The 13,149-nt window shown below is 61.6% G+C and carries 10 protein-coding genes and 2 pseudogenes; 4 read left to right on the plus strand and 8 right to left on the minus strand.

The window, feature by feature from the left end; genetic code table 11:
- Positions 1 to 223: 223 nt before the first annotated feature.
- From P0D89_RS09290 to P0D89_RS09305, 4 genes and pseudogenes are all read right to left on the minus strand, one after another.
- On the minus strand, positions 224 to 1,282 hold the full coding sequence (locus tag P0D89_RS09290; RefSeq protein ID WP_408360010.1) for a beta-keto acid cleavage family enzyme: 1,059 nt from the start codon (positions 1,280 to 1,282) through the stop codon (positions 224 to 226).
- 68 nt (positions 1,283 to 1,350) lie between these two features.
- Positions 1,351 to 1,470, minus strand: a pseudogene (locus P0D89_RS09295) (taurine dioxygenase); the annotation flags it as partial.
- A gap of 239 nt (positions 1,471 to 1,709) precedes the next feature.
- Positions 1,710 to 3,059 (minus strand): MFS transporter, encoded by a 1,350-nt coding sequence (locus tag P0D89_RS09300; RefSeq protein WP_408360012.1) that lies wholly within the window; start codon positions 3,057 to 3,059, stop codon positions 1,710 to 1,712.
- Positions 3,060 to 3,113: 54 nt separating this feature from the next.
- Positions 3,114 to 3,458 carry a 3-keto-5-aminohexanoate cleavage protein gene (locus tag P0D89_RS09305; protein ID WP_408360014.1) on the minus strand — a complete coding sequence of 115 codons (345 nt, stop codon included), beginning with the start codon at positions 3,456 to 3,458 and terminating at the stop codon, positions 3,114 to 3,116.
- A 150-nt stretch (positions 3,459 to 3,608) separates the two neighbouring features.
- On the opposite strand from P0D89_RS09305, the gene P0D89_RS09310 reads away from it, so the two are divergent.
- Positions 3,609 to 4,619, plus strand: coding sequence for an AraC family transcriptional regulator (locus P0D89_RS09310; protein ID WP_408360044.1), 1,011 nt, complete (start codon positions 3,609 to 3,611; stop codon positions 4,617 to 4,619).
- 106 nt (positions 4,620 to 4,725) lie between these two features.
- Here P0D89_RS09310 and P0D89_RS09315 read toward each other — a convergent pair whose 3' ends face one another.
- The gene (locus tag P0D89_RS09315; protein ID WP_408360016.1) at positions 4,726 to 5,655 is read right to left on the minus strand and encodes a LysR substrate-binding domain-containing protein; all 930 of its coding nucleotides are present in this window, start codon (positions 5,653 to 5,655) and stop codon (positions 4,726 to 4,728) included.
- A gap of 99 nt (positions 5,656 to 5,754) precedes the next feature.
- Here P0D89_RS09315 and glaH point away from each other — a divergent pair, with 99 nt between their 5' ends.
- The 3 genes from glaH to phaC all read left to right on the plus strand — a co-directional run bounded on the left by glaH (position 5,755) and on the right by phaC (position 10,065).
- Positions 5,755 to 6,690 (plus strand): glutarate dioxygenase GlaH, encoded by a 936-nt coding sequence (gene glaH / locus P0D89_RS09320; protein WP_408360018.1) that lies wholly within the window; start codon positions 5,755 to 5,757, stop codon positions 6,688 to 6,690.
- Positions 6,687 to 7,967 carry an L-2-hydroxyglutarate dehydrogenase gene (gene lhgD, locus P0D89_RS09325; protein ID WP_408360020.1) on the plus strand — a complete coding sequence of 427 codons (1,281 nt, stop codon included), beginning with the start codon at positions 6,687 to 6,689 and terminating at the stop codon, positions 7,965 to 7,967. The genes glaH and lhgD overlap by 4 nt, the downstream gene beginning before the upstream one ends.
- Before the next feature lie 370 nt (positions 7,968 to 8,337).
- Complete coding sequence (gene phaC / locus P0D89_RS09330; protein ID WP_408360022.1) at positions 8,338 to 10,065, plus strand: class I poly(R)-hydroxyalkanoic acid synthase; 1,728 nt, start codon at positions 8,338 to 8,340, stop codon at positions 10,063 to 10,065.
- Between the two features lie 224 nt (positions 10,066 to 10,289).
- On the opposite strand, the pseudogene P0D89_RS09335 reads toward phaC, so the two are convergent.
- The 3 genes and pseudogenes from P0D89_RS09335 to P0D89_RS09345 form a co-directional block, all read right to left on the minus strand.
- Positions 10,290 to 10,485: pseudogene (locus P0D89_RS09335) on the minus strand (electron transfer flavoprotein subunit beta/FixA family protein); the annotation flags it as partial.
- Between the two features lie 214 nt (positions 10,486 to 10,699).
- Positions 10,700 to 11,908: a CaiB/BaiF CoA transferase family protein gene (locus tag P0D89_RS09340; RefSeq protein ID WP_408360024.1), complete on the minus strand. Its 1,209-nt coding sequence runs from the start codon at positions 11,906 to 11,908 to the stop codon at positions 10,700 to 10,702.
- Positions 11,909 to 12,291: 383 nt separating this feature from the next.
- Complete coding sequence (locus P0D89_RS09345) at positions 12,292 to 13,137, minus strand: TauD/TfdA dioxygenase family protein (RefSeq protein WP_408360046.1); 846 nt, start codon at positions 13,135 to 13,137, stop codon at positions 12,292 to 12,294.
- Between the last annotated feature and the right edge of the window lie 12 nt (positions 13,138 to 13,149).

A 13,149-nucleotide genomic window follows, 5' to 3' on the forward strand; every position in this document is an offset into this window, starting at 1 on the left:
CCGCGCCAGGTTTGGATCCCACAAACCACGGCCACATCCTACCCATACTGCAAAATCAATGGCCGCGACAGACCAGAAATAGACGCGCGCGTTGGTTCCTATCCTGTCTCCGGCCTGGCCCCGAATCCTCGCTCAATTATCCGCGACGCCTCGCGAGGAAGAGACAATTGTCCGTGTGCGTCCAACTTTGCGTGGCCGCCACACTCGATTGGTGTTCAATCATTCAGACGGCCTTGCGCAGGAAGCCCTGATTACCACCGTTGCGGTTGGGCGCGAAACCATTGGCCTGCAGGGTCTCTTCCACCGTGTCGTAGAACACGCCGATCTTGCTGATTTCGCGCGCCTGCTTCGCGGTGGCCACCTCGCGGCCGAACTCGCGCGAGATACGCACCAGTTGCTCGATCTGCTCGACCGTGCTCATCTTCTTCGTGCGCGTCTGGTTCCAGAGGCAGTCCTCGGTGCCGCAGCGCACGTGCAGGCCCATCGCAATGCCCATCATGTTGACCGGCAGCACGTTGCGCACTGAACTCTCCACTGTCAGCACCGCGCCGTCCGGCGTGGCGCGCACGAAGTTGGCCAGGTTGTAGATATTCGGTGCGTCCATGCCGCCGCTGATCGCCACCCAGTTCATGACCAGCGGGCCCTTGTAGATGCCGCGCCGGATCAGCCGTTCAACTGACTCGAAGCTGTTGATGTTGTAGCACTGGAAAGCGCTCTGGATGCCGGCCTCGCTCAGGCGGCGAATGTGCTCTTCGGCCCAGCCGGGCTGAGCCGGCACTGTCATCTCCTTGTAGGCGTTGAAAATCGCGGGATTTTCCCGGGACGTGCCCTTGAAATCCGCCAGTTCCGCATGTTCGGTGACGTTCATCTGCGAGGTGTTGATCGTCACCGTGACCTGATCGGGCTTGGGATCGAGTTCGGCCAGCATGTGGCGCGTGTCGTCGCTCAGCCACTTGGCGGCGGCCCCGTCGGTCTCAGGCGCGAAGCTGATCGAGCCGCCCACCTGGATGACCATTTCGGGCACGCGGGCGCGCACGCCGGCGATCAGCTCGTTGAACTTCGACAGGCGTTTGCTGCCTCTGCCATCGAGTTCGCGCACGTGCAGGTGCAGCACAGTGGCGCCGGCGTTATAGCAATCCACGGCCTTCTGGATCTGCTGCTCCATCGTGACCGGGATGTCCTCAGGGAAGTCGGAGGGCAGCCATCCTGGGGCATAGGGCGCCGCCGTGATGATCAGGGGTTGCTGGTTTTCAGGGTAAAGGGAACCGTCGAGAAAATTCATGTCATGCCTCCAAAGGCAGGTCGGGAGTAAGGAAATAAATCGGGGGATGAGGTTGGTAGGCGAAACGTTCAGTAGTGCTTGTCGCCGACAATTCCGGCACGCTCCATCTTGCGTGGCGCGGGCCAGCAGTCCATCACCATGTCGTGCTGCGTGCTTCGGGTGTCCCAGATCGCGACGCTGTCGGGTTCTCGCTGGAGTACCCGCGGGTCACCGATGTGGTGAAAGCGAATAACCTTAGCCAATGAAATCTCCTGTCACCCCAATTCGAAACAGCCGTCGCAGGGACAGTGGCGTGGAGAATTTTCTGGCACCGTATCGAAAGGTGCTTGACACACGGCGTCACGGCTTGACCGCCTGCGGCAGTGAAGCAGAGGTCCTCTGCTTCGCTGCCAGCCAACCGTGAAAACGGGCGGCCACGGCGAAAGGCTCAGACCGCGGCGCCAGTGCTCAGGGTGCCGGCAAGGGCCGGCGCCACATCCAGCTTCACATCGGAGATCCTGGCCGCATCCGCGTCATAATTGCGCATTGCGATGACAAAAAACACCGCAGCCAATACGCTGCACAGAGGAATGAATGTCAGTGCGTGCTGCAAACCCCATTGGTCGGACAGGACACCCGCCAGGAACGGACCCACTGCCAGGCCAAACACGTTTTGAAACAGGGAAAGTACGGCCGCACCGGTAGAGCGCACACCTGGGTGAATGACGTCCATGGCGACGCCGGCAACCACACCGACGGTGCAGTTCATGAAAAAGCCGCCGAGAACGATCAGCTTGAACTGTGTGTCACTCGCGTATGTGCCGCCAAACGCCACCACGAAGATCACCGATGTGATCAGGCACAGTACGGACAGCGCGGGCAGCTTGTTGCGCGGCTTGCGAACTGTCAGGCGCCCCACCACAATGCCCCAGAACGTGCAGCTAAAGGCGCCGACCAATACCACCGCTGCCGCCGCCTTGCCTGCAGCCTCCGGGGCCATGCCGTGGAAACGGTTCAGGTAGCTGGGCAGCCACGACCAGATGGCCGACACCGTAATCAGTTCTGCCGCTGCTCCAGCACAGAGCCACAGCAGCGTGCGCGTGCGCGCCAGCGTGCCAAAGATGTGCTTGAGCGTCCCACCCAGAGACTGGGTCACCTGGTTCGAGCCTGGCGTCAGCGCCACTGTCTTGTAGTCGCGCACGAGCAGATAAAGCAATGCCAGCACGAGCCCTGGTACACCGACCACACCAAAGGCGGCCTTCCAGCCCCACCTGGCCGCGATCATGCCTCCCAACACCACGCCCAGGACTGAACCTAGCGATGGAGCAGCGAAGAAGGCGCCGAGCACGGCACTGCGCAAGCGCTTGGGAAACAGTGTCGAGATAAGGGCCGCTCCCACTGAACCATAGCCGGTTTCACCCGCCCCCACCATCGCACGGGCCACAAACAATTGACTGTAATTGGCCGTGAACATACACGAGATAGTGGCCAGGCTCCATGCGATCGCCATCACGACGATGCTCTTCACACGGCCCATGCGGTCGGCCACCAGCGCTACCGGCAATCCGCCCGCCCCCACTACGATGGAAATGATGGAGACCAGTGAACCCAGCTGTTTGTCGCTCAGGTGCCATTCGCTCTTGATGTGGGGAAATAGCGAGACGATCACCTGTCGGTCGATAAAATCGAACATCATGAGCGCGAAGGTCAGCGCAAATGCAAACCAGGCTTGCCCCCTGCTCGTCAGGTAGTCGTCGTTGTTGTTGCCGCCCCCCCGGCCATCGGGTATCGCGTCCATGCTTGTCTCCTAATACTTTTTAAATACCGGCCACGGCCGTGGCGCCTCGCGTGTTCAGACCGCCTTGCGCAAGAAGCCCTGATTACCACCTTTGCGGTTGGGCGCGAAGCCGTTGGCCTGCAGGGTCTCTTCCACCGTGTCGTAGAACACGCCGATCTTGCTGATCTCGCGTGCCTCCTGGGCGGTGGCAACCTTGCGGCCGAACTCGCGCGAGATGCGCACCAGTTGTTCGATCTGCTCGACTGTGCTCATCTTCTTCGTGCGTGCCTGGTCCCAGAGGTTATCCTCGATGCCACAGCGCAGTTGCCGGCCCAGGCCCGACCCCGCACCCGTGACGACGGCCGTCAGACCTGACCGACCGAAGTATCGGGCAGCAACACGCTTATTCGTCGAACTCATGGTTATCCTCAGTTTGGCTTGACGTGCCGTGCGGGTGCGAGCGCAAGATCTCGTCCATCACCGCGTAGTGTGGGTGTGACGGGTTTCCCACGCTTGACAATACATGACAGGGACTTATCATTTTGTGCCAGTCTCCTATTCAGATTTCCGATGTCGTCACTTGTCCGCGCGGCGAGCTTAACCAACTACAGCGAGGTCGCTCGTGCAGGCGGGCTGGACCCGGTGCGGATGCTCCTTGACGCGGGGTTAAGTCCGGGCGTACTGCGCGAGCCGGACCTCATGATTCCGGGCGAGCGTGTCGGACAACTGCTCCAGGCGTCCGCCACCCTGTCAGGCAACGAGAGTTTCGGACTGTGCATGGCCGAGTCGCGCCTCTTGTCTAACCTTGGCGCAGTAGGATTGCTAATCCGAGATCAGGCGACGCTGCGCGACTCGCTCGATATGCTGATGCGTTACCAGGCGTTCCTCAACGGTGCGCTGTCGATGGCGGTCGAGGAATGCGGCGAACTGGTCATCATTCGCGAGACGGTAATTGCTGGCAGTGCGCATCAGCCCACGCGCCAAAGGGTTGAACTGGCGCTGGGTGTCATGGTCCGGTTGATACGCCAGCTCCTCAAGACCGACTGGCAGCCGCGGCGGGTATGCTTCGAACATCCGGCGCCGCGCGACGTTAGTACACACCAACGGTTTTTTGGCGGTTGCGTCGAGTTCGACTATGACTTCAACTGCATCATCTGCGCGAAGGGTGATCTCGATGCACGCAACCCGTCAGCCGATCCCGCGATGGTGCGCTACGCGCAGCAGTTGCTAGACGCGTCTGTCAGGTCGCAGCAGGCGACCATGCTTGAGGACGTGCGGCGCACAATCCTGCTGCTGTTGCCCAGTGGACGCTGCGGCATCGAGCAGGTGGCCGAGCACCTCGGCGTGGTGTGCCGCACGGTCCAGCGCCGGCTGGCGGAACAGGGGCAGAGCTTCTCGTCGATCGTCAACGACATCCGCAAGGAACTCAGCACGCGTCATGTCATCGAGAGCGATCGTCCCTTGACCGAGGTCGCGACCTTACTCGGCTTTTCCGCGCCGAGCGCATTCTCCCGCTGGTATCACTCGCAATTCGGTTGCAGCGCCAAGGAGAGCCGGGCGACGCGCGGCGCAGTGCGCTAGTCGCGCTCGAGCGGCAAGGCACGCCGGGATCGGGGGGCACGTCATGCTTTTCCTGGCCTCGAAGGCCCGCATGCACAGGCTCAACGGCAGCCAGACGACAGATTCGCTAAGGCGTCGTGCGGCGCGTCGACTGGCGCTTCGCGATGGCGCCGTATGACTGCGCTGTATCGATGAACCCCCGCACGCAAGGCGAATGCTCGCGAATACGATACGCCACCGCGAGTTCGACCTGATCTTTGAAGTCGCTTACAGGTTTGAACACCACGCCGGCTTGGGCGAAGCCCCGGATGGATTGGGGCACGAGGGCTACGCCGTAGCCCGCCGACGCCATGCTGACCGCAGTAATGAAATCGTTGACGCGATACTCCGGTTGCGCATCGAACCCACCGACTCGGCCGAGTCTGGCGAGATCTTCCGCGAAGCCGGCCGCCTCATTGAACTGCGGTGCAATGAATGACAACCCCCGCAACTGGGAAGCCTTCACGGCTTTCGCGCGCACGAGCGGGCTGTCCGACGGCAGGGCAATCAGCAAGCGCTCGCTCTGAACGACTTTGGCTGTGACCCCATCGGGATAGTGCGCGCGAGGCCGAATGAAACCGACATCGATGGTCCCGTCCGATAACCGTTCCAGTTGCATCGGTGTTTCCATCGCCACGATGTGCATGCGCACGTCCGGGCTCGCCATCCTGAATGCCTTGAGCGTATCGGGCAGCAGCCCGGTCGTAACGGCCGAGCCGATATAACCGAGCGCAACGTGACCTGCCTCTCCTCTAGCGGCCAGACGCCCGATGCGGTCGGCGCGTTCCAGTTGCCGCAGGGCGGCCTTGGCTTCGAACAGAAAAACATCGCCTGCATTGGTCAGTGTGATCGCCGCGCGTTTGTTGCGGTTGAGCAGCCGTACGCCGAGATCGGTTTCGAGCCTCTTGATCTGCTGGCTGAGGACCGATTGTGCGATATCGAGCCGGTCGGCTGTGCGAGCGAAGTGCAAATCTTCGGCCAATGCGACGAATAGTTTGAGTTGCCGGCTATCCAGCATCTTTAATCTCGATTTACGAATAAAAACGCAGTTTAAACGTATTTAAAGAACCACAGTTCAGGAGTCAAATAGCCACACTTTCTTCCCCAGGACATTTTCATGAGTTCCGTCAACGTATTACCGATGGCCGCACCGGTCGAATCGCAAGCGCAGTTTTCAATCGAGCGTCATCCACATCACGAACGACTGCGTCACATCACAGTGCAACCTGACGCGTTGCAGAAGTTCTTCTCGTCAGTCAAAGACATCGAAGTCCAGAACCTCGAATACGTACCGTTCATGCGCTTTATGCTCGCGGACGCACTCGAGCGTGCGGTCGGCGACGGTCTCGCCCCCGCCCTTCGGCAACTCGTGCGGGACCGATCCACCGGAGGATTCACGTTGGGTGTCCAGGACGCGACCGCAGACCCTCGCGATTTCGTCCGGTTCGGCACGGCAGTCGGCTACCTGCTCGGACCGGCGAATCACGACGCTATGTCCGGCACGTACTACGCGCGCTTCCTCGTGAAGGACACAGACGACAGCGACTCCTATCTGCGTCAGGCATACCGGCTGTTCACGTTGCACACAGACGGGACCTTTGTCGACGAGCCGACCGAATGGCTGCTCATGATGAAGTTCGCGGAAGAGAATGCGGTCGGAGGCGAGTCGCGCTTCATGCATATCGACGACTGGATCGAGCGCGACACTTTCCTCGCCGATCCACTCGGCACCCGGCCATTTCTCTACAAAGCGCCGGGTTCGAAGAACGTCGATGCGCAGATCGAACGTCCTGTATTCTTCCAGAGCGAGTATGGCCTTGCGATGTCGTTCATCGATCAATTCGCGCAGCCCCGTTCATCAGCCGAAGCGGTTTATCTGCATGACTTGTCGGCGTCGATGGAAGCCTCCTCCGCGACGCGCGAAGTACCGCTTCCCGTGCGCGACCTCGTGGTGCTCAACAACTATTTCTGGCTGCACGGCCGGGCACCGTTCAAGAAGCATGCGGCGCTTCATCGTGAACTGATGCGCCAACGCGGAGTGTTCGCGAAATGACTACCGTGCGGCATCACCGCGGGTACGACGCGGACGTCCTTATCGTGGGCGGTGGCATTGTCGGTGTCTCGACGGCCCTGCAACTGCTCGAGCGTCATCCAGGCCTGAACGTGCTGCTGCTCGAGAAGGAGGGCTCACTCGCGGCTCACCAGTCCGGGCACAATAGCGGCGTGATTCACGCCGGCGTGTACTACGCGCCGGGAAGCCTCAAGGCCGAGTTTTGCAGGCAAGGCGCCGCCGCGACCTATGAGTTCGCCCGCCGCCACGACGTGCCGGTCGAGCAATGCGGCAAGTTGATCGTCGCGACCGAAGACGTCGAAGTCGAAAGACTGAATGCGCTGTACGCACGTTGCGAACAGAACCGGCTCGAACCGCAGATGCTCGATGAGGCGGCGTTGAGGGAACTCGAACCGCGCATCGCGGGTCGTGCGGCCATCCGCGTGGCAACCAGCGGCATTGCGGACTATCCAGCCATGACCGCGACGATGGCTCGTCTCGCGCAGGAGCAAGGTGCGCAGATTCTGCTGAACCAGCGTGTGGACGCGCTTCACGAGGACGAAAACGGCATTACGGCGGAAACCTCGAGCGGCAGCTTCCGTGCAAAGCATGCCATCGTCTGCGCGGGACTGATGGCGGATCGCCTTGCGAAGATGTGCAATGTCGACCTCGATTTTCGGATCGTGCCGTTTCGCGGTGAATACTATCGGTTGCCGGCAGAGAAGAACGATATAGTGAAGCATCTGGTTTATCCGGTACCCGATCCCGCTCTGCCTTTTCTCGGCGTGCACCTGACGCGTATGATCGGAGGATATATCACGGTCGGTCCAAACGCCGTGCTGGCGCTGGCGCGCGAGGGCTATCGCTGGCGCGACGCAAGTCTCAAAGATCTCGCCGGCATGGCAGCGTTCCCAGGGTTCTGGAGGATGCTCGGAAAGCATGGCGCATCGGGGCTCATCGAGATGCGCAACTCGCTGTGGAAACGGGGCTATCTCGAACTGTGCCGCCGATATTGTCCGGAACTCACGCTGTCCGACCTCGAGCCTTATCCGTCAGGCGTGCGCGCGCAGGCCGTGATGGCGGACGGCAGCATGGTGCATGACTTCCTGATCCGTTCGTCGCAGCGCAGCCTGCACGTATGCAACGCGCCCTCTCCGGCGGCGACCTCTGCTTTGCCGATCGGCGCCTATCTCGTCGACGAGTTCGACAAGCGTTTCGATCTAGCGCCACTTACCCGCGCGCACTCGCCAGACCCGATACATGGTCTGGCGATCGGGTAAGCACACGGCCGGGCGACCTCCCGCGTTGGAGATCGAAAGGGGCCCGCAGTCCAGTAGTCGGTCAGCGTCACTTTCCCGTAGAGGTGACGCATGCGTCATCATCACCGCGGGTCTGGGCGAGAACCATCGCTCGCAGCGATATTCGTTCAAGGCAAAGCAATTGGGGCCGCACCGGTGCATGCCGTGCGCCATGCGTATGATTTTGGGTTGTGGCCAGCGCGCACGGTGCATACTGCCAACTCAAGCTGCGGAGTATCGAGCCAGGACAAGAATCTGAGGCTTGATCGATTCAATTCTGAAGCTCGTCAGTCGGGACTCTCGCCGCCTGGAGGGAGTGAAGAGATGCTGACGACTGAACCCAGGAGATAGCATGGTTTCCCCGTTCAATATGCCGGACGAGTTCGTCCAGGGTTTCTTCAAATCCGGACAGAGCCTGCTGCACGCCTTCACCGGCATGAGCAGCGATGTACCCGCCAGCGCAGGCAGCGCGCCGGTGCCAGCGTTGGCATTGGCTCAGGCGCAAGCCCATTACTGGCAGCAGCAGATGGCCTTGTACATGGGCATGGTCGCAAGCGCGACCGGGACAACCCCGGCGCCGACCGTCCAGCCCGAGCACGGCGACCGGCGGTTCAAGGCCGACGCCTGGAACGACAATGCCTGGTACAGCCTTCTGAAACAGACATACCTCCTTAACTCACGCCTGCTCAACGACATGGTCGAAGCGGCGGGCCTCGGTGAGAAGGAAAAGCACAAGCTGCGTTTCTACGCGCGCCAGTTCATCGACTCGATGAGCCCGGCCAACTTCGCCGCCACCAACCCCGAGGCGATGAAAACCGCGCTTCAGACGCAGGGCGAGAGCGTGCGTACCGGTTTCGCCAATCTGCTCGAAGACCTTAAGCGCGGCCGGATCTCGATCACCGATGAGGCTGCCTTCGAGGTAGGCCGCAACGTGGCCGTGTCAAAAGGCTCGGTGGTGTTTGAGAACGAACTGTTCCAGCTGCTCCAGTACGCACCACTCACCGACGAGGTCGCCGAGCGGCCGCTCGTGATCGTGCCGCCCTGCATCAACAAGTTCTACATCCTCGACCTCCAGCCGGAGAACTCATTCGTGCGTTTCGCGTGTGAACAGGGACAGACGGTGTTCCTCGTGTCGTGGCGCAACCCTGACGCGGACCTGGGCCACATCACCTGGGACGACTACCTCGAAAAGGGCGCGATCAAAGCGATCGAGGTCGCGTGCGCGATCAGCGGCGCAGACAAGGTCAACGCGGTCGGCTGGTGCGTGGGCGGCACGATCCTGTCGTCGGCGCTCGCGGTGCTGCGCGCGCGCGGTGACGATCCGGTGGCAAGCCTCACGCTGCTCACGACCATGCTCGATTTCAGCGACCCCGGCGATCTCGGCGTGTTCATTGATGAACAGGGCGTGTCGCAGCGCGAGCAGACCATCGGGCGCGGCGGCATCTATCCGGGCGGCGAACTTGGCTTCGTCTTCCAGACCCTGCGTGCCAACGATCTCATCTGGCCGTATGTGGTTAACAACTACCTGAAGGGCGGTGCGCCGCAGGCGTTCGACCTGCTGTACTGGAATGCCGACGGCACCAACCTCCCCGGGCCGATGTACGCCTGGTATCTGCGCAACATGTATCTCGAGAACAACCTGTGCAAGGCGGGGCGGCTCTCGATGTGCGGCACGCCGGTGGACCTCGGACGGATCGACGTGCAGAGCTATATCTTCGGCACACAGGAAGATCACATCGTTCCGTGGCAGGGCGCGTATCGCTCGACGCAACTGGTGGGCGGCGCGACGCAATTCGTACTGGGCGCGAGCGGACATATTGCTGGCGTCATCAATCCGGCATCGAAGAACAAGCGCAGCTTCTGGGCCGACGGCACGCTCGGCGACGACCCACAGGCATGGCTTGCGACGGCGAAGTCGCAGCCGGGAAGCTGGTGGACGCACTGGATGAACTGGCTGAAACCGCATGCAGGCAAACAGATCAGGGCACCGAAGCGGGCGGGCAATGCGAAATACAAGCCGATCGAGCCAGCGCCGGGGCGCTACGTCGCCAGGCACCCGCCGGAAGTGATGGGCGCGTGACCGGCAAAGGCCTTTAGGCCCGGCCCTTTCAGGGTCTCGGTCATGACGCCCTGTTGCGGGCGAGATTGAGCAGTCGGGCAGTACTGTGATGGGCGCGAGCTGCCGCGCGGTCGACATAGTGAGCGGACCTGCGGGTTTTGGGGCTACGTTTGCGGGTTCGTACCTGAACTGGATCGACGCGGCGGCCCAGTTCGAGCAGTTTGCTGGCATTGCGGCTCGACGACCTTCAGCGTCTCCAGGCGCGGCGTAACATCAACGCTCACTTCGGTCGCCACACCCGCTTCCCTCAAGAAAACGACTTCTTCAACCCGATTTCATCGACATCTTCACGTTCACAATGTCGACACTCGTGCCGTCGGACTTCACCTGGACTTTCACGTTGCAATCGACCACGCGTTTGACCGGTACCAGTATCTTCATACTGTTCTCTAACAACGATGACGAGTGACTGCGTAAGCGTACGACACTCGAAAAGCCCCGCTCAGTTGAACTATGCGACCCGTCAGCCGCCTCAGCGCACGCGCAATGTCGCACTGGAGACGAATGGCGATATCGGCCAGAGGCTTGATCCGATGGAGGAAAGTCCCGGCATCGGATCACGTAGCCAGGCGCGTAGTGCTGCGTCCGCGCGCCGTCAAATGACGCCGTCAGCCTTTAACCGGGAAAGTTGCTCACTGGACAGCCCGAGCAACGTCTGGAGCACGTCGTCCGTGCCTTCCCCCAGTCGAGGCGGCGCGCTTCGTACCGGCAAGCGCGCGCCGTCGAAGCGCCAGGGCGGAGCGAGGACTTGCGTGCTGCCAACCTCCGGATGCGGATGCGTCGTCACGAGTCCGGCATCCCTCGCGCGCTTCGAGGTCAGCGCTTCGTGGAGCCCGAGAACTTCACCGCATGGAATGCCGGCTTGCGTCAGGCGGTCGAGCAGACTACGGCGCTCTCTTCGGCCGATCTCGCGATCGATTTCGGGCACCAGCACCGCCCGATTCGCGGCGCGTCCGATATTGGTCTGGAAGCGATCGTCTTCGGCAAGATCGGGCCGTTCGATTACCTCGCGGCAAAAGCGCTCAAACTGATTATTGTTGCCGACCGTGATGACAAGCGGCCCGTCCGCGGCATCGAACACACCGTAAGGCACGATTGAAGGGTGCGCGTTTCCGTAACGCGGCGTGTCCTCGCCCGAGATCAACGCTTCCATCCCGCAATACGAAGTGATCATCAGTCCGCAATCGAACAGCGCCATTTCAATGTGGTGTCCCTTGCCGGTTCGTTGACGCTCGAAGAGCGCGGCCAGAATGGCCTGGGCCGAGTACATCCCGGTAAACATGTCGACTGCGGCGATCCCGAACTTTAACGGGGGCTGGCTGGCCTCGCCGTTGAGCGCCATCAGCCCGGCCTCGCCCTGAACCACCAGATCGTAGCCGGGACGTGCGGCCTCCGGTCCCGTGCGGTCGTAGCCGGAAATCGAGCAGTAGATCAGGTCCTCGTGGTCCTGCTTCAGTTGCTCGTAGCCGAGACCCAGCTTCTCGATGCCGCCGAACTTGAAGTTCTGGATCACGACGTCGCTCTTCTGAGCCAAATCCCGCGTGATCTGCTGACCCTCGGCGGTTTGCAGGTCGAGGCTCACGGAGCGCTTGTTGCGGTTGACGCTATTGAAATAGGCCGTCTCGGTCGATCCGATGCGCAGGCCCCAATCGCGCGTGTCGTCGCCGCGTTTCGGGTGCTCGACCTTGATGACTTCGGCGCCGAGGTCGCCGAGCACCATGCCGCACCACGGGCCCGCCAGTACGCGGGAGAGATCGAGTACGCGCACGCCCGAGAGCGGCAATGAGGGAGTCAGATTTGACATGGTAAGTCCGTATTAGCGGGAATTTCTCGTGAATAGCGAGGGAAGGCGTTCTTACCGGCATGAACAGGCGGCCGGAACGCGAGCATCCCCGTGACGATCGGGTCCAACGCGAGGCCGGGCAGAATGTTGGCGAGAGCCCAGGCCCCCATCGCGGTCGAGTGGATCGCGGGCGCCAGTTTCGCGACCATGAGCGATCCGAACGAGCCCGCGCAACATGCGATCGCCATGGTTCATTTCCGCGGTGCGTTGTGGCGGCTCACGCGGTCGGTCATCTGTTTCGCTTCTCGTATGTCTACTCGGACGGCGGAACGCCGTCGCGTCTGTCTCAACAGGTGCCGATGTCTGTCAGCTCCGCCGACGCCGTGCCGGCGCATGGCCCGGGTTCAGAACGGCCGGTCGCCGATAATCGCAGTCCGCTCCATCCGGCGCGGCGCGGGCCAGTAGTCATGCACCGCATAGTGCTGTGTCGAGCGGTTGTCCCAGATCGCGACACTGTTCGGCTTCCAGCGGAAGCGAACCTGATACTCAGGGATGTAGGCTTGGCTAATCAGATAGTTGAACAGAAGGCTCGCGCCCGGCGTCTTGTCTTGCCCGAAGCGGACATTCCCGGGCGTGTGGTAGTTGGCAAAATGCGTTGAGAAGCTGTTCAGGTAAAGCACCTTGTCGCCGGTCTCGGGATGCGTGCGCACGACCGGATGCTCGACCATCGGGTTGTCAGCTGCGAGCTTCGCTCTCGCCTCCGGCGTCATCCTGGCTCCGAACGAATGCTCGATGCTGTGCTTCGCACGCAGCCCGGCGATCTTCTGCTTCACGTCTTCGGGCAGGTGCTCGTAAGCGGCGGCCATGTCGACCCAGATCGTGTCGCCGCCGACTTCAGGGCATTCGATACAGCGCAGCACGGCGCCCATCGGCGGACATGGCCGCCATGAGCCGTCAGTGTGGTAGTTGTTCTCGTAGCTTTGCTTCGAATCGCTCCCATGGTAGATCCGCACGAGGCCGGGATGATCCGGATCGCTACCCGCGACGGGATGGTCCTCAAGCTCGCCGAAGCGGCGCGCGAATGCAACGTGCTCGGCGCGCGTGATGTCCTGGTCGCGCAGGAACAGAACCTTGTGCACGAGCAGCAACGCCTTGATCTCGGCGAACAACGTCGCGTCGCGCGACGCATCGCCGAGACTGACACCTGACACCTCGGCGCCGATGCAACGTGTCAATCGTTCGGTCTGCATAGCAATTCTCCT

The organism is Paraburkholderia sp. RL18-085-BIA-A (genome assembly GCF_046027075.1).
Classification (GTDB): domain Bacteria; phylum Pseudomonadota; class Gammaproteobacteria; order Burkholderiales; family Burkholderiaceae; genus Paraburkholderia.